This window comes from Mesorhizobium sp. M0676, assembly GCF_040320535.1.
GTDB lineage: Bacteria > Pseudomonadota > Alphaproteobacteria > Rhizobiales > Rhizobiaceae > Mesorhizobium.
Window position 1 is genome coordinate 92,129 of sequence record NZ_JAMYPU010000019.1, and the last position, 19,946, is coordinate 112,074.

General features: G+C 63.6%; 18 protein-coding genes and 1 tRNA gene. 11 read left to right on the top strand and 8 right to left on the bottom strand.

Annotated features, from left to right (window positions below; all coding sequences use genetic code 11):
- The first annotated feature begins 17 nt into the window (after positions 1 to 17).
- The 9 genes from nuoN (at position 18) to NKI35_RS21120 (ending at position 10,543) form a co-directional block, all read left to right on the top strand.
- On the top strand, positions 18 to 1,454 hold the full coding sequence (gene nuoN / locus NKI35_RS21080; RefSeq protein ID WP_352741383.1) for an NADH-quinone oxidoreductase subunit NuoN: 1,437 nt from the start codon (positions 18 to 20) through the stop codon (positions 1,452 to 1,454).
- Positions 1,455 to 1,458: 4 nt separating this feature from the next.
- Complete coding sequence (locus NKI35_RS21085) at positions 1,459 to 2,280, top strand: biotin--[acetyl-CoA-carboxylase] ligase (protein ID WP_023709242.1); 822 nt, start codon at positions 1,459 to 1,461, stop codon at positions 2,278 to 2,280.
- A 32-nt stretch (positions 2,281 to 2,312) separates the two neighbouring features.
- Positions 2,313 to 3,986 carry a ribonuclease J gene (locus NKI35_RS21090; RefSeq protein ID WP_352741384.1) on the top strand — a complete coding sequence of 558 codons (1,674 nt, stop codon included), beginning with the start codon at positions 2,313 to 2,315 and terminating at the stop codon, positions 3,984 to 3,986.
- Positions 3,987 to 4,075: 89 nt separating this feature from the next.
- Positions 4,076 to 4,480: a methylmalonyl-CoA epimerase gene (gene mce / locus NKI35_RS21095; protein WP_023685207.1), complete on the top strand. Its 405-nt coding sequence runs from the start codon at positions 4,076 to 4,078 to the stop codon at positions 4,478 to 4,480.
- On the top strand, positions 4,477 to 4,761 hold the full coding sequence (locus NKI35_RS21100) for a DUF1467 family protein (RefSeq protein ID WP_023823104.1): 285 nt from the start codon (positions 4,477 to 4,479) through the stop codon (positions 4,759 to 4,761). The genes mce and NKI35_RS21100 overlap by 4 nt, the downstream gene beginning before the upstream one ends.
- A gap of 730 nt (positions 4,762 to 5,491) precedes the next feature.
- Complete coding sequence (gene proS, locus NKI35_RS21105; RefSeq protein WP_023714314.1) at positions 5,492 to 6,820, top strand: proline--tRNA ligase; 1,329 nt, start codon at positions 5,492 to 5,494, stop codon at positions 6,818 to 6,820.
- Positions 6,821 to 6,924: 104 nt separating this feature from the next.
- Positions 6,925 to 8,163 (top strand): lipoprotein-releasing ABC transporter permease subunit, encoded by a 1,239-nt coding sequence (locus NKI35_RS21110; RefSeq protein ID WP_031197678.1) that lies wholly within the window; start codon positions 6,925 to 6,927, stop codon positions 8,161 to 8,163.
- Positions 8,160 to 8,843 (top strand): ABC transporter ATP-binding protein, encoded by a 684-nt coding sequence (locus NKI35_RS21115; protein WP_023685211.1) that lies wholly within the window; start codon positions 8,160 to 8,162, stop codon positions 8,841 to 8,843. Before NKI35_RS21110 ends, NKI35_RS21115 begins: the two co-directional genes overlap by 4 nt.
- Positions 8,844 to 9,292: 449 nt before the next feature.
- Positions 9,293 to 10,543 (top strand): site-2 protease family protein, encoded by a 1,251-nt coding sequence (locus NKI35_RS21120; RefSeq protein ID WP_352741385.1) that lies wholly within the window; start codon positions 9,293 to 9,295, stop codon positions 10,541 to 10,543.
- Positions 10,544 to 10,562: 19 nt separating this feature from the next.
- Here NKI35_RS21120 and lipB read toward each other — a convergent pair whose 3' ends face one another.
- On the bottom strand, positions 10,563 to 11,306 hold the full coding sequence (gene lipB / locus NKI35_RS21125; RefSeq protein WP_352741386.1) for a lipoyl(octanoyl) transferase LipB: 744 nt from the start codon (positions 11,304 to 11,306) through the stop codon (positions 10,563 to 10,565).
- A 333-nt stretch (positions 11,307 to 11,639) separates the two neighbouring features.
- On the opposite strand from lipB, the gene NKI35_RS21130 reads away from it, so the two are divergent.
- Positions 11,640 to 11,724, top strand: a tRNA-Leu gene (locus NKI35_RS21130).
- Positions 11,725 to 11,924: 200 nt separating this feature from the next.
- Here NKI35_RS21130 and NKI35_RS21135 read toward each other — a convergent pair.
- Positions 11,925 to 12,158 carry a GcrA family cell cycle regulator gene (locus tag NKI35_RS21135; protein ID WP_081727347.1) on the bottom strand — a complete coding sequence of 78 codons (234 nt, stop codon included), beginning with the start codon at positions 12,156 to 12,158 and terminating at the stop codon, positions 11,925 to 11,927.
- Positions 12,159 to 12,392: 234 nt separating this feature from the next.
- On the bottom strand, positions 12,393 to 13,472 hold the full coding sequence (locus tag NKI35_RS21140) for a sensor histidine kinase (RefSeq protein ID WP_352741387.1): 1,080 nt from the start codon (positions 13,470 to 13,472) through the stop codon (positions 12,393 to 12,395).
- Between the two features lie 401 nt (positions 13,473 to 13,873).
- Here NKI35_RS21140 and NKI35_RS21145 point away from each other — a divergent pair, with 401 nt between their 5' ends.
- The gene (locus tag NKI35_RS21145) at positions 13,874 to 14,806 is read left to right on the top strand and encodes a TauD/TfdA dioxygenase family protein (RefSeq protein WP_023827343.1); all 933 of its coding nucleotides are present in this window, start codon (positions 13,874 to 13,876) and stop codon (positions 14,804 to 14,806) included.
- 27 nt (positions 14,807 to 14,833) lie between these two features.
- On the opposite strand, the gene sucD is transcribed toward NKI35_RS21145, so the two are convergent.
- The 5 genes from sucD to NKI35_RS21170 all read right to left on the bottom strand — a co-directional run bounded on the left by sucD (position 14,834) and on the right by NKI35_RS21170 (position 19,938).
- Positions 14,834 to 15,733 carry a succinate--CoA ligase subunit alpha gene (sucD, locus tag NKI35_RS21150; RefSeq protein ID WP_352741388.1) on the bottom strand — a complete coding sequence of 300 codons (900 nt, stop codon included), beginning with the start codon at positions 15,731 to 15,733 and terminating at the stop codon, positions 14,834 to 14,836.
- A gap of 14 nt (positions 15,734 to 15,747) precedes the next feature.
- Complete coding sequence (locus NKI35_RS21155) at positions 15,748 to 16,932, bottom strand: malate--CoA ligase subunit beta (RefSeq protein ID WP_352741389.1); 1,185 nt, start codon at positions 16,930 to 16,932, stop codon at positions 15,748 to 15,750.
- A gap of 18 nt (positions 16,933 to 16,950) precedes the next feature.
- Positions 16,951 to 17,925, bottom strand: a complete 975-nt coding sequence (locus NKI35_RS21160) for an HpcH/HpaI aldolase/citrate lyase family protein (RefSeq protein WP_352741390.1) — start codon at positions 17,923 to 17,925, stop codon at positions 16,951 to 16,953.
- A gap of 11 nt (positions 17,926 to 17,936) precedes the next feature.
- Positions 17,937 to 19,127 carry an aminotransferase class V-fold PLP-dependent enzyme gene (locus NKI35_RS21165; protein ID WP_352741391.1) on the bottom strand — a complete coding sequence of 397 codons (1,191 nt, stop codon included), beginning with the start codon at positions 19,125 to 19,127 and terminating at the stop codon, positions 17,937 to 17,939.
- 145 nt (positions 19,128 to 19,272) lie between these two features.
- Complete coding sequence (locus tag NKI35_RS21170; RefSeq protein WP_352741392.1) at positions 19,273 to 19,938, bottom strand: LuxR C-terminal-related transcriptional regulator; 666 nt, start codon at positions 19,936 to 19,938, stop codon at positions 19,273 to 19,275.
- Positions 19,939 to 19,946 lie beyond the last annotated feature (8 nt).

Sequence of the window (19,946 nt, forward strand, 5' to 3'; positions counted from 1 at the left end):
CAGAGGTTTTGCGAACCATGACGCCGGACCTTTATTCCAGCCTTTCGCTCTCGACGCCGGAGCTGATCCTCGCCATCGGCGCGCTGGGGCTGTTGATGGTGGGCGCCTATTCGCGCGCCAACACTGCCATTCTGGTGACCGGCCTTGCCGTCGCCGTGCTGGTGATCGCAGGCCTATGGCTGATCTTTCCCACGGGACAGGGCGCAGCCTACGGCAACGCCTTCATCCAGGATCCGTTCTCCCGCTTCATGAAGGTGCTGTCGCTGATCGGTTCGGCGGTGACGCTGGTGATGTCGATGCGCTTCGCCAGGCAGGAGCATTTCGATAAGTTCGAATACCCGGTGCTGATCCTGCTCTGCACGCTCGGTATGATGCTGATGATCTCGGCCAACGGCATGATCGGGCTCTATCTCGGCCTCGAACTGCAGTCGCTGGCGATTTACGTGCTGGCGGCGATCAACCGCGACAATCTGCGTTCGACCGAGGCCGGTTTGAAGTATTTCGTGCTGGGCGCGCTGTCGTCGGGCATGCTGCTTTACGGCATCAGCCTCATTTACGGCTACACCGGCAATGTAGGCTTCCAGGAAATTGCCTCCGCGCTTGGCAGCGGCGAGCGCCAGTTGGGTCTCGTCGTCGGCCTGGTCTTCGTTTTGGCCGGCCTTGCCTTCAAGATTTCCGCAGTGCCGTTCCATATGTGGACGCCGGATGTCTACGAGGGCGCACCGACGCCGGTCACCGCCTTCCTGGCGGCCGCTCCCAAAATGGCGGCAATGGCGCTGATCGTGCGCGTCACCATGGGCGCCTTCAAGCCGATCGCTTCCGACTGGCAGCAGATCATCGTCTTCATCTCGATCGCCTCGATGGCGCTCGGCTCCTTTGCTGCCATCGGCCAGACCAACATCAAGCGGCTGATGGCGTACTCCTCGATCGGCCATATGGGCTATGCGCTGGTCGGCCTTGCCTCCAACAGCCAGGCCGGCGTGCGCGGCGTCGCCATCTACATGCTGATCTATCTCGTCATGACGCTCGGCACCTTCGCCTTCATCCTCGCCATGCGGCGCAAGGAAGGCAATGTCGAGCAGATCAGCGATCTCGCCGGTCTGTCGTCGACCAACCCGATCATGGCGACGATCCTGACCATCCTGATGTTCTCGCTGGCCGGCATCCCGCCGCTCGCCGGCTTCTGGGGGAAATGGTACGTGTTCCTCGCCGCCATCAACGCCAACCTCTATGCGCTGGCGATCATCGGCGTGCTGGCCTCCGTCGTGGGCGCGTTCTACTATCTGCGCATCATCAAGATCATGTGGTTCGACGAACCGGCCGGCGGCTTCGTGCCGATGGCGGTTGAGCTGCGCCTCGTGCTTGGCATCTCCGGCGCTTTCGTGCTGTTCTATGTGCTGATCGGCGGTCCGATCGCGACCTACGCCGAAGCCGCCGCCAAGACATTTTTCTGAACGGATGGCATTTCGGCTGGCTCCGACCTCTGAGACGGAAGGGTTCCGGCTCGAGGCCCATGACAGTGTGGGTTCCACCAACACGCTTGCGCTGGACCATGCAAGGGCAGGCGACCCCGGCAAATTGTGGGTCGTTTCCAAGAAGCAGGAAAGCGGCCGTGGCCGCCGCGGCAGGGCCTGGGTATCGCCCGAGGGCAATCTGGCGGCGACATTGCTGGTCATCACCGGCGGTGAGTTGCGTCTGGCGGCGACGCTGGGCTTCGTCGCCGGCCTGTCGCTGGCCGATGCGCTCGACGCCGTGGTGCCGAAGGGCAGGATCGCTATCGGCCTCGACGGCGCCAGCCAGGGGCAGAACCGCTTCGAGCTGAAATGGCCGAACGATGTGCTGGCCTCCGGCGCCAAGCTGGCCGGCATCCTGCTGGAATCGGCCATTCTCGATGGCGGCCGTTTCGCGGTGGCGGTGGGCATCGGCGTCAATGTGGTGGCGCATCCGCCGGATTTGCCGTATCCGGCGACATCGCTTCAGGCGCTGGGCGCGACATGCGACGCCGAAACGCTGTTCTTGGCGCTGTCCGATGCCTGGACCGACAATGCCCGGCTGTGGGATGACGGACGCGGGCTCGACGCCATCCGGCGTCGCTGGCTATCGCGCGCGGCGGGCCTTGGCGGCGAGGTTGCTGTCAGGATTGACGGGAATGTGGTGCGCGGTACCTTCGAGACCATTGACGCGGACTGCCGTTTCGTGATCCGCGATGATGAGGGGTCGGTCGTGACGGTAGCCGCCGGCGACGTGCATTTCGGCGCCGTCGCGTCGGCAAAGATTTAGGGCTGGCCGCAAGGGCCGGGAAGGGAAAATTGATGGCGAAAGCGCAAAACGCCGAACTCGTCTTCGTGCCGCTCGGCGGCGTCGGCGAGATCGGCATGAACTTCGCCCTTTACGGCTATGGGCCGCCTAGCGCGCGCGAGTGGATCGTCGTCGATGTCGGCGTGACCTTTCCCGATGCGGCGCATCCGGGCGTCGACCTGATCCTGCCCGATACGCGCTTCATCGAGGAGAACCTCGCCGGCCTGCGCGGCATCATCATCACCCACGCGCATGAAGACCATTACGGGGCGCTGCTCGACATCTGGCCTAAGCTGAAGGCGCCGGTGTGGATGACGCCGTTCAGCGCCGGCCTGCTGGACGCCAAGCGCCAGGGCGAGCAGGGCGCGCCGAAGAAAATTCCGGTGACGATCTACCGGGCAGGCGAGACATTCACCGTCGGCCCGTTCTCGATCGAGGCCATTCCGGTGGCGCACTCCATCCCCGAGCCGATGTCGCTGGCGATCACCTCGCTGGCCGGCACCGTCATCCATACCGGCGACTGGAAGATCGATCCGGAACCGACGATCGGCCCCAAGACCGACGAGGCGCGGTTTCGCGCCTATGGCGACAAGGGCGTTCTGGCGCTGGTCTGCGATTCCACCAATGCGCTGCGCGAAGGCGAATCGCCGTCGGAAGTGGCGGTGGGCGAAGGCCTCAGGGGCGTCATCCAGAGCGCTGTCGGCCGTGTCGCCGTCACCACCTTCTCTTCCAATGTCGGACGCATCGTCTCGATCGCCAAGGCGGCGCGCGATGCCGGCCGCCAGTGCCTGGTACTCGGCCGCTCGCTCAAACGCGTCATCGATGTCGCCGGCGAGCTCGGCTACATGGACGGGCTGCCGGAGTTCATCGCCGAGGAGGATTTCGGCTTCATCCCGCGCGAGAACCTGGTCATCATCTGCACCGGCAGCCAGGGCGAGGCGCTGGCGGCACTGGCAAAACTTTCGCGCGACGAGATGAAATCGGTGTCGCTGACGGCCGGCGACACGGTGGTGTTTTCCTCACGCACCATTCCCGGCAACGAGAAGGCGATCCTCGAGATCAAGAACCGCCTCATCGACCTCGGCATCAAGATCATCGAGGATGGCGACGCGCTTGTGCATGTCTCCGGCCATCCCCGCCGCAGCGAATTGCGCAGGATGTATGAATGGGTGCGGCCGCAGATCGGCGTTCCCGTGCACGGCGAAGCCGCGCATCTGGTGGCGCAGGGGTCGCTGATGTCGACGTCGGGCATCGGCCAGGTGGCGCAAGTGCGCGACGGCGACATGCTGCGGCTGGCGCCGGGTCCGGCCACGATCATCGACCAGGTGCCGTTCGGCCGCATCTACAAGGACGGCAGGCTGATCGGCACCGACCAGGCGATGGGCATACGCGACCGGCGCAAGCTATCCTTTGCCGGCCATGTCGCGGTCAATGTCGTGCTCGACGACAAATATGAGCTCGCCGGCGATCCCGATTTGGTCGCCATCGGCGTCGCCGAGGCCGATGCCCGTGGCGAAAACATGGAAGATCTGATGCTCGACGCGGCCGTCGGCGCGGTCGACTCGATCCCTCGCCAGCGCCGCAAGGACCTCGATCTGGTGCAGGAAGCGGTGCGCCGCGCCGTGCGCGGCGCCGCCAACGAAGCCTGGGGCAAGAAGCCGCTGGTGACGGTGTTTGTGACGAGGTAGTGGATGGTGAATAGTGAATAGTGAAGGGTCGACGTGCTGCGCTGATCGAGATTGGTATTCACCATTCACCCACTAGCCACGGAGCATCGATGCTCGGACGCCTGAACCATGTAGCGCTTGCCGTGCCGGACCTGGCCGCGGCGATTGCGGCCTATCGCGATACGCTTGGCGCGAAGGTCACCGCGCCGCAAGCGCTGCCCGAGCATGGCGTTACCGTGGTGTTCGTCGATGTCGGCAACACCAAGATCGAACTCCTGGAGCCGCTGGGCGAACGGTCGCCGATCGCGGCCTTTCTGGCGAAGAACCCCTCGGGTGGCATGCATCATGTCTGCTACGAGGTCGACGACATCCTTGTCGCGCGCGATCACCTCAAAGCGAGCGGCGCCCGCGTGCTGGGCGACGGCAATCCCAAAACCGGCGCCCACGGCAAGCCGGTGCTGTTCCTGCATCCCAAGGATTTCTTCGGCACGCTGGTCGAACTGGAGCAGGCATGAGCTGGATTTCGTTTGCCGCCCTGTTCTTCATCACCTGGTGGCTGATGCTGTTCATCGTGCTGCCGTTCAGCGTCAAGACGCAGGATGACGACCATGACGTGACGCTTGGCACGGTTGCGAGCGCGCCGCGCGGACCGCATATGCTGCGCGCCGTGATCCGCACCACCATCGTCACGGCTGTCGTCATGGGGGTTTTCTATAGCCTGACGCACGGGCTGGGCTACAGCCTCGACGAAGTCCCGCACATCATCCCCGAAGCCAGCCAGGCACCTGCAAACTAACCACTTTCCCGCCGGCAGATCGGGTGGGGTGTTCGTGCCTGTTTTCGGAGCGCCAAACTCAGGTTTTGGCTCACCAGCTTGCGAGGCGCAATCGGCGGCCAGGCATGGCCCACCCGCATTAGAATCACGCCTTGGTGTCAGGCTGACGCAAGCTCACGTGATTTGGGAACAGGTTGATCTAACCAGATGATCGGGCAAAAAAAATGCAAGGCACAAGGCCTTGCAATTTAAACGCGTTCCGATCTGTTTTCCGGTTTCCGGCGGCAGCGGGTAACCGCGCCTAGATCGCATCCTCCCAAGACTTTGACCGCGTAGGAGAGCAGATTTTTCTCCACCCTCTCGGTTATCGGGGCACACTAGCCTAACCCTGATGAAATTGTCACGCAGAATTTTGCCCGCAATCGGGCAATCTGTGCTGCAGTGCACAATAGTGCGGCAGGCTTTGCTTGCGAAACGAACAACACCGGGGCTGCCGCATTAATTGGGTCAGGTGTGCCGCGTCGCCCGGGCGCGCAAAGCGTGTGTGAGGACTTTGCAGTCAAGCGATCACTTTGCGTCAGAAGCATTATCGTTTTCGGTGCGAAGGTCTTTGGAAGAAGAATCGATTTTTGCGATTTCGGGCCGATACGGCCGGTCGGGTTTCCATTCCGTCACGAAATAGCTATGAAGCCGGGGCAAGCAAGCCAGCCGCGCCGATTCCGGCGCAGCCTCCTCTCTCACGGACCTGTCCATGCGTTTGTCGCAGTTTTTCCTGCCCATCCTGAAAGAAAATCCGCGCGAGGCCGAGATCGTCTCGCACCGGCTGATGCTGCGTGCCGGCATGATCCGCCAGCAGGGGCAGGGCAGCTTTTCCTGGCTGCCGCTGGGCAAGCTGGTGCTGGACAAGGTCTGCCGCATCATCCGCGAGGAGCAGAACCGCGCCGGCGCTCTGGAAATCCTGATGCCGACCATCCAGTCGGCCGATCTGTGGCGCGAAAGCGGCCGCTATGACGATTACGGCAAGGAGATGTTGCGCATCAAGGACCGGCAGGACCGCGACATGCTCTACGGTCCGACCAATGAGGAAGTGGTCACCGAGATCGTGCGCGCCTACGTCAAGTCCTACAAGGACTTGCCGCTAAACCTCTACCACATCCAGTGGAAGTTCCGCGACGAGGTGCGGCCGCGCTTCGGCGTCATGCGCTCGCGCGAATTCCTGATGAAGGATGCCTATTCCTTCGACCTCGATTTCGAGGGCGCGAAGGCCGCCTATAACCGCATGTTCGTATCCTATCTCCGAACGTTCACGCGCATGGGGCTGCAGGCCATTCCGATGCGGGCCGACACCGGGCCGATCGGCGGCGATCTCAGCCATGAATTCATCATCCTGGCCGACACCGGCGAGAGCCAGGTCTATTGCGACCGCGAATATCTGTCGCTGCAGGTGCCCGGCGAGAAAACCGACTTCGGCAATGACGGCGAGATCGCCGACATCGTCAAGACGTGGACGATGCCTTACGCCGCCACCGACGAGATGCATGACGAGGCGGCCTGGGACAAGCTTGGCGAGGCCGACCGGGTCTCGGCGCGCGGCATCGAGGTCGGCCACATCTTTCATTTCGGCGACAAATATTCCAAGCCCATGGGCGCCAAGGTGACCGGGCCCGACGGCAAGGATCATTTCGTTTCCGGCGGCTCCTACGGTATCGGTCCGTCGCGGCTGGTCGCAGCGATCATCGAGGCCAGCCATGACGATAACGGCATCATCTGGCCGGAAGCGGTGACGCCGTTCGACATCGGCCTGATCAACATGAAGGCCGGCGACGCCGAGTGCGACCGCGTCTGCGGCGAGCTCTACGCCGCCTTCACCAGCGCCGGCAAGGATGTGCTTTACGATGACACCGACCAGCGGCCGGGCGGCAAGTTCGCCACCGCAGACCTGATCGGCCTGCCCTGGCAGGTGATCGTCGGGCCGCGCGGCGTGGCCGCCGGCGAGATCGAGATCAAGAACCGCCGGACCGGCGAGCGCGAGACGCTGCCGGTCGCGGAGGCCAGGAAACGCTTCGGTGCAACCGTATGAGCGAAGCCGCGGCAGCGAAGTCTTCGGTAGCCCAGTCTCCGGTTGGCAAGTCTCCGGTCGCCAAGTCTCCGGTCACCAAGTCTCCGGTCGCCGGCCCGTTCTCCATGTTCGAACGCATGGTCGCCTGGCGTTATTTGCGGTCGCGCCGCAAGGAGACGGTGATCTCGGTCATCGCCTCGATCTCCTTCCTCGGCGTCATGCTGGGCGTCGCCACGCTGATCGTCGTCATGGCTGTCATGAACGGGTTTCGAGCCGAACTTCTGACCCGCATCCTCGGCGTCAACGGCCATCTGATCGTGCAGCCGCTGGATTCGCCGCTTGAGGACTATGCGCAGGTCGCCGCCCGCATCAACGGCGTGGCCGGCGTCAAATACGCGATACCGCTGATCGACGGCCAGGTGCTGGCGCAAGGCAATGTCGGCGGCGGCATGGGCGCGCTGGTGCGCGGTATCAGGGCCGAAGACCTCGGCAAGATCGCCATCGTCGCCCAAAACGTCAAGCAAGGCACGCTTGACGGCTTCGACTCCGGCGAGGGCGTCGCTATCGGCAAGCGCATGGCGGAGAATCTCGGCCTTGTGCTCGGCGACACCATCACGCTGATCTCGCCGGACGGCGATGTGACGCCCATGGGCACGACGCCGCGGCTGAAGGGCTACAAGGTGGCGGCGATCTTCGAGGTCGGCATGTCGGAGTATGACAGCTCCATCGTCTACATGCCGTTTTCCGAAGCGCAGCTCTATTTCAACATGGACGGCAGGGCGCAGACGATCGAGATCTATGTCGACAATCCCGATAATGTCGACGCGCTGAAACCGCTGGTCGATGCGGCGGCGCAACGGCCGATCGACATGGTCGACTGGCGCCAGCGCAACGAGACGTTCTTTTCAGCACTGCAGGTCGAGCGCAACGTCATGTTCATGATCCTGACGCTGATCGTGCTGGTGGCGGCGCTCAACATCATCTCCGGCCTGATCATGCTGGTGAAGGACAAGGGCCACGATATCGCCATCCTGCGCACAATGGGCGCCTCGCGCGGCGCCATCCTGCGCATCTTCCTGATGACGGGCGCTGCGATCGGCGTAACCGGCACGCTCGCCGGCGTGCTGCTCGGGGTGCTCATCTGCACCAACATCGAATCCATCCGCCAGTTCTTCTCCTGGATGACCGGCAAGGTGCTGTTCAACCCGGAGCTCTATTTCCTCAGCCAGCTGCCGGCAAAGATGGACCCGCGCGAGACCACCTATGTCATCCTGATGGCGCTCGGCCTGTCCTTCCTAGCAACGGTGTTTCCGGCATGGCGCGCCGCACGGCTCGATCCGGTCGAGGCCTTGAGATACGAATGAAGTCCGAGATCATTATCGAGCTGAAGAGCGTCGAGCGGCACTATGTCCAGGGGCCGCGCAAGCTCACCATTTTGAACGGCGCCGACTTTTCGCTGAAGCGCGGCGAGATGGTGGCGCTGGTGGCGCCGTCGGGCACCGGCAAGTCGACGCTGCTCCATACGGCGGGCCTGCTCGAGCGCCCCGACGCCGGTGACGTCATTCTGGCCGGCCGCGCCTGCGGACGGCTCTCCGACGACGAACGCACGGCGATCCGCCGCAACGATGTCGGCTTCGTCTATCAGTTCCATCATCTGCTGCCGGAGTTTTCGGCACTGGAAAACATCATGATGCCGCAGCTGATCAAAGGGCTTTCGCGCAAGGAGGCGTCGGAGCGCGCAGCACAGCTGCTCGACTATATGCAGATCGGCAAGCGCGCGTCGCACCGGCCGTCGGAGCTGTCCGGCGGCGAACAGCAGCGCGTCGCCATCGCCCGTGCCGTCGCCAACGCGCCCTTGCTGCTTTTGGCCGACGAGCCGACCGGCAATCTCGACCCGGTCACCGCGTCCTATGTGTTCGAGGCGCTTGGCGCGCTGGTCAAGCAGTCCGGCCTTGCCGCGCTGATCGCCACCCACAATCACGAGCTCGCCTCGCGCATGGACCGCCGGGTGACGCTGGCGGACGGCAAGGTCGTTCCGTTGTAGGCCCCAACTTCGTCATCCTAGGGCGAAGCAGGAGCGGAGCTCCGTCGCGAAGACGCTAGGATGACGAAGTGATTGGGGCGTGTCGGCCATGCGATGCGCCCTCCGTCAACACTGTCGTCACCCCGTCAACCTTTCCTTAACCCTGCTCAAACCAGCTGTCAGGATTCGTCGGCATGCCGTCTCCTGATCGTTGACATTCGAACAAAATTAGAACAAAATACGAACATAGCAACAACAGGAGAGAGTTATGAGCGATCTTGTTCAGGACGTCGTTTCGTTGGTGTGCATGAGTGCGTTTCTGGTTTCCATGGCCGTCTGGATCGGCGCCATGTGATGCAACTGCGGTTCGCCGCACTGTTTTAGGCGGGCAGGAAGGCGCTGTGCTGTTAAGCCTTTCTTGCCGCCATGACGCTATGCTGCCCCGCCAAGACAGGGAGCAAAAACCTCAGGTGTCGCCGATCGTGACGGCCCTTCTCGTGGCCGGTAATCTCGGACTAATTTTCCTTCTGATGACCGCGCCTCTCGGTTTGCGCACGGTGCGGCTGAGCCGCGTGGTTGCCATGGACCGGCGGCGCCTCTGGCAGGCGCTGTGGCCGCTCGGCAGCGATGCCTGCTGGTCCGGCGAGATACTCTCGGCCCAGCCGCTGGACGGGCAGGGCACGGCCCGCATCCTGCTGTCCTGGGAGGGCCGGGACGGCCAGCCGATCGAGCGAAGGTCGCGCTTCGAGGACGTCGTCGAAGGCAGTCGTTTTTCGATGCGGGTCATCGAGGATACCGCGCTCGACGCGTCGTTCTGGAAGGATTTTTACGAGACCACTGAACTCACCTCGGAAGGTGCCGGCACGCGGGTGACGCTCAGCCAGACCGATCGCTATCGCGGCGTCGCCTTCCTGGTGTTCCGCTACTTCGCCATGCGCCGCGAGCTCGGCAAGCTGGAGGTCTGGGCGAGGACCGGACAATATCGCAAGGGCGGCTGGTTCGAGCATCCGCTGAGCCAGGTCGGTTTCGCCGTTCTTTCGGCTTTCATCCTGTGGCCGTTCTTCGGGCTCAATCTCGGCGGCCTGGCGCTGGCCGCGATCCTGACCTCGGTGGTCGCCCTGCATGAGCTCGGCCACATGGCGGCCTTTCGGCTGACCGGTCATCGCAAGGCGCGGATGATCTTTATCCCGCTGCTCGGCGGCCTCGCCATTGGTGGCCGGCCTTATGACAGCCGCTTCGAGGTCGCCTTCGTGGCGCTGATGGGCGCCGGCTTTTCCGCGTTCCTGGTTCCGCTGCTGATCGTCGCCAGCGGGCTCGCGTCCGGCGAGGGACATCGGCTTGCCGCGGCCCTTCTGGCGACGCTTGCCGGCTTTGCCGCATTGTTCAACATCGCCAATCTGGTGCCGGTTTGGAAATTCGACGGCGGCCAGGTACTGCGCCAGATCTGCCCGGGGCCGGTCGCCCTGGCGCTCGCCTCGTTTTCCCTGCTCTCGGCCTTGCTGTGGCTTGGCTGGCTGGCCGGCTTTTCCCAAACCTTTCTGCTGGTGGCGGGCGCCGTCTTTGCCATCCTCAGCCTGATGACAGTGGGTAGCGGGGTAAAACCGCGCCACGAATTGAAGCCGATCCGCATCTTCGACCGTTTCGCCATGGCCGGCGCGCTGCTGGCCGTCTTCGCCATTCACGGTTTCGGGCTGTTGTGGGCCTCGGCGCGGTTGCTTTGAGCGTTGGTCGAGGCGAGACTCAGCCGGCCTTGCGAGCCGGTTCTGCAGAAGTTGACTCCGCTGCCCCGAAAACATCCTCGAAGGCGGATTTCAGCGCCAGGTCGAAATCGGCCATGGTCACGGGCAGGCCGAGGTCGACGAGGCTGGTGACGCCGTGATCCGGCACGCCGCATGGCACGATGCCGCTGAAATGGCTGAGATCCGGCTCGACATTGACGGCAATGCCATGAAAGCTCACCCAGCGCCGCAGCCGGATGCCGATGGCCGCGATCTTGTCTTCAGCCGGCGAGCCGTCGGGCAGGGACGGGCGCTCGGGCCGCACCACCCAGACGCCGACGCGGTCCTCGCGGCGTTCGCCGCGTACATTGAAGGCGGCAAGCGTGCCGATGATCCACTGCTCGAGCGCGGCGACGAAGGCGCGCACATCCTCGCGCCGGCGCTTCAGGTCAAGCATGACATAGGCAACCCGCTGCCCCGGCCCGTGATAGGTGTATTCGCCGCCGCGTCCGGCGGCAAAGACCGGGAAACGATCGGGGTCGATCAAGTCCTCGATGCGGGCGCTGGTGCCGGCGGTGTAAAGCGACGGATGCTCGACCAGCCAGACCATCTCGGCGGCCGCACCCGTGCGGATCGCCTCGGCGCGCGCTTCCATCAGGGCCAGCGCATCGGTGTAGCCGGTCAGGCCAGGCTCGATGCGCCATTCGACCGGCGCTGATCCGGGCAAGGGCAGGAACGACGTGGCGATCTGGCTGCGTTCGGTCATGGCTTTTCGTTTTTCGCTTAATGCACGCCGCTTGGCAAAACCGCCTTGCGCTCTGGGGCGGAATGCATTCGCCCTTCATATGGCGGTATCCGGCTGAAACGTCCAGTTGAGCCACGCATTTGGGCCTTCGCGCATGATCCCGAAGATTGGTGATCTTCGGAAAGGATCATGCGCCATCAAAGTGCTGCAGCGTCCTTTGCGCGTCGCACAGGACGCGCGGCGCTGTAGAGGCCGATATGCCAATTCGCGGCGATTATTGCGCGCCGCGCCCTTGTTTCGCCGGAAACGATTTGCTACACGCCGCGAGCCGGTTCGTTCCGGCTCCTACCACGGGCGGTCGTGGCGGAATTGGTAGACGCGCAGCGTTGAGGTCGCTGTGGGGCAACCCGTGGAAGTTCGAGTCTTCTCGACCGCACCATAATTTTTCGGCCATTGAAATCATTGCGACTTCTCAGGCCGTCGACGCCAAATCATCGCCTTTGGCGCTTGAACCGGCCGCAGCAGAGTTGCAACAAGAGGTCGCAGAGCCGCACGCGAACGCCGCTTGGCTCGCACCGGCCAGCCTCCTGCACCCGAGTCCCCGGCTTTGCCGGTGGCGGGGCAGGGGATGTGGGTGACCTAAGCGGCGCGTCGTTGCGGGAAATGGAGACCCGGACGGGCTCGACGAGGGTCAACGGCCGTCACGACGGTGTGGTGGTGATCGCAGTAGACGCGATCCGGCGACGTCGGCCCGGCACAAAAACGGTAACCACCGGGTACCAACCGGTCTTCGCTCACCGGGAAGCGGCACTGGTTGAGGCCTAGCTGAATGAGGGGGACGTCTCTCGACGCTGGTCTGATATTTTCACGCATGATGGTTTTCAATTTCCTGGTTCATAGCCATTGCCGGCTGACGACCGCGGTGCGACCCGTCGGAGCTAGCTTCTCTCGTTTGGAGGGCTGTGGACCACATATGGTGCTGATCGCACCGTCAAAGAAGCCCGGCGCCCCGCTTCTGCAGCCAAATCGTTTGCGACTTAAGGCCACACCCGCGAGCGCCAGAAGCACCTGTCCGGCCGGGATTTGTCGGCGCGTCGTTACATAGCCTCAGTCCGTCGCCGCCGATCGCTTGAAGACGATGGTGACCTTGGTTCCCTCGCCGGCACTCGACTTGACGTCGAATTGCGCCTTGGCATTTTCGGTCAGCGACCGCGCGATCAGGGAGCCGAGCTTGCCTGGCCTGGGCCAGGTCTCACCCGTCGGCAGACCGATTCCATCATCGGCGACAGTCACCCGGCAACCATCGCCGCTGACGACGCTGTGCAGCGTGATCGTGCCGCCGTCGCGCCCGACGAATGCATGTTTGAGAGCGTTGGTCAGCAACTCATTGACGACCAGGCCTGTCGGCATGGCAACGTTGATGGATACCGGATAGGTATCCACCTTAAGGTCGAGGCGGATACCTTCGACTGCGTGCGACGCCATGACGGCGGACGCGATCTGGCTAAGATACACGCCAAGATCCACCTCATCCTTCTGCTGGTCAGCCGACAAGGTCTGGTAAAGGATTGCCAATGCGTCTACCCGGCCGGCAAGCCTTTCGAAACGCTTCTGGTCCGGTTCGGTGGCGTTGCGGGTTTCCATCCGGATCAAAGCGGTGATCATCTGCAGATTGTTTTTCACCCGGTGCTGCAGTTCGCGCAACAGGGTGTCCTTCTCCCGGATGAGCTCCTCCGCGGGTCGCGCGTCCTCGGTCTCGCCGTGTGCCGTGACGTCGACAAGCGCCACCAGCCGGAAGCAGAGCTTGCCGTTGTCGTCCTCGATAACGTTGGAATAAACGTCGACGATTGCCGGCTTGTCCTCGCCGCGCTCAAGACGAAATGTGCCGACGAAATCGGTGTCTTCAACGACAGCCTCGGCGAGCGGCCTGTCCTTCTGCCGATGAAGCCCCCTGCCGGAAAGGGCCGCCCAGTTTTCCCGCGCAAGCTTCGGCGCCTTGAGGTCCGAGAGCTTCTCGAATTCGGGATTGGCGTAGACGACACGCTCCTTCGCGATCAATTCCGAGACGGCGATCGCGATCGGCATCTGGTCGAGAAATTTCTTGAACTGGTCGCTTTCCAGCGCGGTGGCAAGGTCAGGCGTATCGAGCAATTGCTCGACAGCGTCAGCCTTTTCGGAGTCTGTCATCTCGGGGCCTGCGTGATGCGTGGAAGCCATCAATATCAGGCATGCAATTCACCCGCTATCTCCAATATCGAAGGGGATACGACAGCGTCACTACTGGTGCGGGCCGCGTCGCGCGGGGCTCCACCGCCTGCTGCTCACGAACGAACTGGACAGAAGGCATTTTTCTCAGGGCCGCCGAACTTTGAAAAGAAATGTCTATGGAATTTGTAGAATTACGCTTTGAATGGGATCTCGGTGCTGCTCGCAAGCCTTGGCGGCCTTCGCCTCCTGAGTTGAGATCAGCGCTATCGTTACCAAGCAAGTCGGCTCCCGATGAGGGAGTTGCTCCGCCGATCGCTATGCGGCCGGCAGACGGCGGAGCATTGCCAGTGGCCCCGCGGCTTTAGAGAACAGAGGTTCCCATGACCAGACTTACCCCCGTAGAGCAGATCATCCCGGATGCCGATATTGTCCCGCTTACCGGACGCGTCGGCGCAGAGATCAGGAACATTCGGCTCTCCGGCGACCTGCCGCAGCAGACAATAGCGGCGATCAACCAGATCCTGTTGCGGCACAAGGTGGTGTTCTTCCGCGACCAGGCGCATCTCGACGATGCCGGGCAGGAGCGCTTTGCCCAGCGTCTCGGCGACCTCGTCCCGCATCCGACCCAAGGTCCCGTCAAGGGAACGGCGTCCATTCTCGAACTCGATTCCAGCCGTGGCGGCGGTCGCGCCGACCAATGGCATACCGATGTCACCTTCGTCGACGCCTATCCGAAATTCTCCGTTCTTCGCGGCGTCGTCATACCGCCGGCCGGCGGCGACACCATCTGGTCGAACACCGCGGCCGCCTATCAGGACCTGCCCGAGCCGTTGAAGCTGCTCGCCGACAATCTTTGGGCGGTGCACAGCAACGCCTACGATTACGCCGCGGTGCGGCCGCGTGCGAGCGCCGCGGAAAAGAAGCACTTCGAGGAAATCTTCACCTCGACGATCTACGAGACCGAGCATCCCGTCGTCCGCGTCCATCCCGAAACAGGCGAGCGCACGCTGCTGCTCGGCAATTTCGTGCAACGGCTGATCGGTCTTTCCAAAAGCGATTCGGCGAAGCTTTACGAGGTTTTCCAGTCCTATGTCACCGCGCCGGAGAACACCGTGCGCTGGCGCTGGAAGGCCGGCGATGTGGCGATCTGGGACAACCGCGCGACGCAGCACTACGCCGTCAACGATTACGGCGACCAGCACCGGGTGGTGCGTCGCGCCACGGTCGACGGCGACGTTCCGGTCAGCGTCGACGGCCGCCGCAGCGCCACCCGCACCAAGGTCGCGAAGCCGGCAGCCGACAAGGCGGCATGAGGCGCGGTCGAACGCGAAGGCCGCTGTTCAGGCGGCCTTCTTCATACGTGACAGCGTCTCTGCAACCACCTCACCAAACGACGACGGCGTCGGCACGATGATCACCCCGGCGTCCTTTAGAATCTCGACCTTTTCCTGCGCCGATTCGCCGAAGGCCGAGATGATGGCGCCGGCGTGGCCCATGCGGCGGCCTTTGGGGGCGGAGAGGCCGGCGATGTAGGCGATCAGCGGCTTTCTCATATTGTCGCGCGCCCAGATGGCCGCTTCGGCTTCCTGCGGTCCGCCGATCTCGCCGATCATCACCACGGCGTCGGTGTCGTCATCCTGTTCGAACAGTTTCAGCATGTCCTTGAAGGACGAGCCGTTGATCGGGTCGCCGCCAATGCCGACGCTGGTCGACACGCCGATGCCGAGCGACTTCATCTGCGACGCCGCCTCGTAGCCGAGCGTTCCGGAGCGGCCGACGATGCCGACGCGGCCAGGCAGATAGATGCTGCCCGGCATGATGCCCATCAGCGCCTGTCCAGGCGTGATGATCCCGGCGCAGTTCGGCCCGATCAGCCGCATGCGGTCCTCGTAGCGGTAGCGCAGCATGTAGCGCTTGACCTGCATCATGTCCTGCGAGGGGATGCCGTCGGTGATGCAGACGCAGAGTTTAATGCCGGCGTCCGCCGCTTCCATGATCGAATCGGCGGCAAAGGGCGGCGGCACGAAGACGATGCTGGCCTCGGCGCGGGTCTCGCGCACCGCGCCCTTGACCGTGTTGAAGACGGGCAGGCCGAGATGCTTCTGGCCGCCCTTGCCGGGCGTGACGCCGCCGACCAGCTTGGTGCCGTAGCGCTTCATGTCTTCGGCATGGAAGCTGCCGATCTTGCCGGTGAAACCCTGGACGATGACGCGGGTGCTGCGGTTGAGCAGGATTGCCATTTTCTCGACCTCCCTCAGGCTGCTTTTTTCTTGGTGGCCGCGCGCCAGGCAGCGACGGCTTTTTCGGCGGCTTCTGCAAGCGTGTCGGCAACGATTACCGCCTCGCCGGAATCGGCCAGGATGCGGCGTCCTTCCTCGGCCTTGGTGCCGGATAGACGGACCACCAGCGGCACGTTCACGCCGACCTCGCGTATTGCCTTGATGATGCCTTCGGCGACCCAGTCGCAGCGGTTGATGCCGGCAAAGATGTTGACCAGGATGGTCTCGACATTCTTGTCGCCGAGCACGGCCCGGAAGGATTTCGCCACCCGCTCGGGCGAGGCGCCGCCACCGATGTCGAGGAAGTTGGCCGGTTCGCCGCCGGCGATCTTGATCATGTCCATGGTCGCCATGGCGAGCCCTGCGCCATTGATGATGCAGCCGATGTTGCCGTCGAGGCCGACATAGGAGAGGCCGCGATCGCTGGCGAAGGTTTCGCGCGGATCTTCCTGGCTTTTGTCGCGCAGCTCGGAGATTTCCGGCCGTCGGAACAACGCGTTCTCGTCGAACGACATCTTGGCGTCGAGCGCGATCAAATTGCCGTCGCGGGTCACCACCAGCGGATTGATCTCCAGCATCGAGGCGTCGTAGTCGCGAAACACCTGGTAGCAGCTGAAGATGGTCTCGGTCGCCTTGCCGATCAGATTGTGGTCGAGGCCGAGCCCGAAGGCGATCTCGCGGGCCTGGAAACGCTGCATGCCGACACCGGGATCGACCGATGTGCGCAGGATGGAGTTCGGCGCCTTCTCGACGATGTCCTCGATCTCCATGCCGCCGGCAGCGGACGCCACGATCATGACGCGCTCTTCCTTGCGGTCGAGAACGAAGCCGACATAGAGCTCCTGCGCGATATCGACGGCTTCCTCGAGATACAGGCGCGAAATCAGCTTGCCGCGCGGGCCGGTCTGCTGGGTCACCAGCTTGCGGCCGAGCATGGCTTCGGCAGCGTTGGAGATCTCCTCGTCATTGGCGCAGAGCTTGATGCCGCCGGCCTTGCCGCGGGCGCCGGAATGCACCTGCGCCTTCAAGACCCATTTGGCGCCGCCGATCTCGCGCGCCCTGTAGGTCGCCTGCTCGGGGCTGTAGGCCAGCCCGCCGCGCGGCACATGCACGCCGTGGCGTGCCAGCAGTTCCTTGGCCTGATATTCGTGGATGTCCATTTTGTCCTCCCTGAACGGTCAATGCGCGGCGACACGCGGCTCGCTAGAGAATTGGCTGGCCCGTTCGATTGCCTCGTTGACCACCAGAACATTGCGCGCCATGCGTTCCGACGCTGCGTCGATCATCTTGCCGTCGAGTGCGGCCGCTCCCTTGCCCTGCGCCTCCGCCTCCTTCAGCACTTCGAGGATGCGCCTGGCGCGCGTCACCTCTTTTTCCGGTGGCGAGAAGACGTCGTTGGCTAGCGCGATCTGCGAGGGATGGATTGCCCATTTGCCTTCGATACCCAGCGCCGCCGCGCGTCTGGCGCCGGCGACGTAGCCCTCCGGATCGGAGAAGTCGCCGAAAGGCCCGTCAATCGCGCGCAGGCCATAGGCCCGGCAGGCGACGGTCATCCGCGACAGAGCGAAATGCCACTGATCACCGGGATAGTCGGGGTTGAGGCCGCCAATGTTGACCGTGCGCGCCTTGCAGCTTGCGGCATAGTCGGCGACGCCGAAATGCATGGCTTCGAGCCGGCCGGGTGTCGCGGCAATCGCCTCGACATTGGCCATGCCGAGCGCGGTCTCGATCAGTGCTTCGAGGCCGACGCGGGTCCTGAAACCCTTTGCCATCTCGATCTGGTTGACCATGGCCTCGACCATGTAGAGGTCGGCGGGCACGCCGACCTTCGGCACCAAAATGGTGTCCAGCCGGTCGCCGGCCTGCTCCATGACGTCGACCACGTCGCGGTACATGTAATGGGTGTCGAGCCCGTTGATGCGCACCGAGACGGTCTTGCCCTTGGCGCGCCAGTCGATGTCGTTGAGCGCCTGGATGATGTTCTTGCGGGCGCGCTCCTTGTCGGGCGGGGCGACGGCGTCCTCGATGTCGAGGAAGATGAAGTCGGCGGCGCTGTTGGCCGCCTTGTCGATCATTTCCGGACTGGAGCCGGGAACCGCCAGTTCGCTGCGCTGCAGGCGGAGTTTCTTCAGATGGTTGATGGTGTGGCTCATCGTTGGCTCCCTCAGGCGGCTTCGGCGACCGGCACGGCGGCCGAGGCGCGGAAATGCTGGATGGCGGCGCCGACGCCGGAGCCGGGCGCCAGCCGTACGCCGCAGTCGAGCAGCGCCATTTCGGCGGCCGAGAGCGAGGCCAGCACCATCACCTCGTTCAGCCAACCGAGATGGCCGATGCGGAAGACCTTGCCGATCACCTTGTTGAGGCCGCCGCCGAGCGAGGTCTGGTATTTCTGGTAGGCGCGCTTGACCACATCGCCGCTGTCGACGCCGTCCGGCACCAGGATGGCGCTGACGGTGTCGGAGTGCCATTTCGGCGCCTTGGCGCAGAGCTTCAGGCCCCAGGCGTCGACCGCCTTGCGCACGCCTTCGGCGAGGCGATGGTGGCGGGCGAAGATGTTTTCCAGCCCTTCCTCGGCGATCAGGTCGAGCGAGGCGCGCAGGCCGCGCAGCAGCTGCGTAGCCGGCGTATAGGGGAAATAGCCGGCGTCGTTGGCGCGGATCATATCTTCGAAGGAGAAGAAACAGCGGCGGTGGGTGGCGCTCCGCGAGGCCACCAGCGCCTTCTTGCTGACGGAGAGGAAACCGAGGCCGGCGGGCAGCATGAAACCCTTCTGCGAGCCGCTGACCGCGCAATCGACGCCCCATTCCTCCTGGCGAAAGTCGATCGAGCCGATCGACGAGACGCCGTCGACGAAGAGCAAAGCAGGGTGGTTGGCGTCATCGAGCGCGGCGCGGCAGCCGGCGACGTGGCTGGTAACGCCGGTCGCGGTCTCGTTTTGCGTGCAGAAGATTGCCTTGATGCGGTGCGCCTTGTCGGCCCTGAGCCGCTCCGCATAGAGCTCGAGCGGCACGCCGGTTCCCCATTCGCAGTCGATGACATCGACCTCGAAGCCGAGCCGTTCGGCCATGTCGACCCACAGATGCGAGAACTGGCCGAAGCGCGACATCAGCACGCGGTCACCGGGGCTGAGCACATTGGTCATCGCCGCTTCCCAGGCGCCGGTGCCGGAGGAGGGATAGATGAAGACGCGGCCGGTCTCGTTCTTGAACACCGTCTTGATGTCTTCGAACAGCGGTAGCGTGAGATCCGGGAAGGACGCGGCGCGCATGTCCTCCATAGGCAGGTTCATCGCCTGCCGGACCTGTTCGGGAATGTTGGTCGGTCCGGGAATGAAAAGATGGATGAAACCGGCCATGTCGCGAACTCCTCCTGATCCAGCAAAGCGGTGAGGGGAGTTTCGTCTCGACGGCTAATGGCAACAACACCTCAAGGGGTAACATCTTGCCGCGCGCGGGTGGGGGTTGCCTACCCGGGTGACCTACCCGCGGCCAGTCGCTCGCCTACCCCAACGGCTGCTTCTGGGTACGCCTCTCCCGCGCGTAGAGCGCGACTGCCATCGCCCGGTTGCGGACGTCGAGCTTGTCGTAGAGATTCTTTAGGTGGTATTTCACCGTGTTCTCCGAAATCCCGGTGCGCGTCGCGATCTGCAGATTGGTCCAGCCGTCGGACAGCACCGCCAGCAACTCGCGCTCGCGCACGGTGAGCAGTGACAAGGGTGTGTCGTTGACCTTGTTGATGTCGATGTAGGGGATGCAGATGCGGCCATGCGCGACGGCCAGGATGGTCTCGAAGATGATCGCCGGATCGTCGAACTGGAAGCAGTAGCCCTGGGCGCCGAGCCGCACGCACTGCTTCAGGATGCCGATGTCGTGGTCGTTGGAAAACACCGCGATGCGCACGCCGAGCTTGCGGCTGTGAACCTCGGCCAGCACATCGGCGCCGTCCATGTCGGCAAGCTTCCACCCGATGATTGCGACGTCGAATTCGCCTTCCGCTGCCAACTCAAGAAAATGCCTGCCGCTTTGCACGCAGGCCCTGAGCTCGAAGCGCCCGTCGCAGTCCAGCATGTCGCGCAGCGCCGATATGACGAGCGGATTGCGTTCGGCGACGACCACGCGCACGCGCCGTTCCTCGATTGCCTTCTGCGTCTGTGACTTGATCTTCAAGGGCTTCC

What these genes read in the sequence shown, in the direction of transcription:
- nuoN (WP_352741383.1), top strand. Translation starts at nt 18, where the DNA reads ATGACGCCGGACCTTTATTCCAGCCTTTCGCTCTCGACGCCGGAGCTG.
- NKI35_RS21085 (WP_023709242.1), top strand. Translation starts at nt 1,459, where the DNA reads ATGGCATTTCGGCTGGCTCCGACCTCTGAGACGGAAGGGTTCCGGCTC.
- NKI35_RS21090 (WP_352741384.1), top strand. Translation starts at nt 2,313, where the DNA reads ATGGCGAAAGCGCAAAACGCCGAACTCGTCTTCGTGCCGCTCGGCGGC.
- mce (WP_023685207.1), top strand. Translation starts at nt 4,076, where the DNA reads ATGCTCGGACGCCTGAACCATGTAGCGCTTGCCGTGCCGGACCTGGCC.
- NKI35_RS21100 (WP_023823104.1), top strand. Translation starts at nt 4,477, where the DNA reads ATGAGCTGGATTTCGTTTGCCGCCCTGTTCTTCATCACCTGGTGGCTG.
- proS (WP_023714314.1), top strand. Translation starts at nt 5,492, where the DNA reads ATGCGTTTGTCGCAGTTTTTCCTGCCCATCCTGAAAGAAAATCCGCGC.
- NKI35_RS21110 (WP_031197678.1), top strand. Translation starts at nt 6,925, where the DNA reads ATGTTCGAACGCATGGTCGCCTGGCGTTATTTGCGGTCGCGCCGCAAG.
- NKI35_RS21115 (WP_023685211.1), top strand. Translation starts at nt 8,160, where the DNA reads ATGAAGTCCGAGATCATTATCGAGCTGAAGAGCGTCGAGCGGCACTAT.
- lipB (WP_352741386.1), bottom strand. Translation starts at nt 11,306, where the DNA reads ATGACCGAACGCAGCCAGATCGCCACGTCGTTCCTGCCCTTGCCCGGA.
- NKI35_RS21135 (WP_081727347.1), bottom strand. Translation starts at nt 12,158, where the DNA reads ATGCGTGAAAATATCAGACCAGCGTCGAGAGACGTCCCCCTCATTCAG.
- NKI35_RS21140 (WP_352741387.1), bottom strand. Translation starts at nt 13,472, where the DNA reads ATGACAGACTCCGAAAAGGCTGACGCTGTCGAGCAATTGCTCGATACG.
- NKI35_RS21145 (WP_023827343.1), top strand. Translation starts at nt 13,874, where the DNA reads ATGACCAGACTTACCCCCGTAGAGCAGATCATCCCGGATGCCGATATT.
- sucD (WP_352741388.1), bottom strand. Translation starts at nt 15,733, where the DNA reads ATGGCAATCCTGCTCAACCGCAGCACCCGCGTCATCGTCCAGGGTTTC.
- NKI35_RS21155 (WP_352741389.1), bottom strand. Translation starts at nt 16,932, where the DNA reads ATGGACATCCACGAATATCAGGCCAAGGAACTGCTGGCACGCCACGGC.
- NKI35_RS21160 (WP_352741390.1), bottom strand. Translation starts at nt 17,925, where the DNA reads ATGAGCCACACCATCAACCATCTGAAGAAACTCCGCCTGCAGCGCAGC.
- NKI35_RS21165 (WP_352741391.1), bottom strand. Translation starts at nt 19,127, where the DNA reads ATGGCCGGTTTCATCCATCTTTTCATTCCCGGACCGACCAACATTCCC.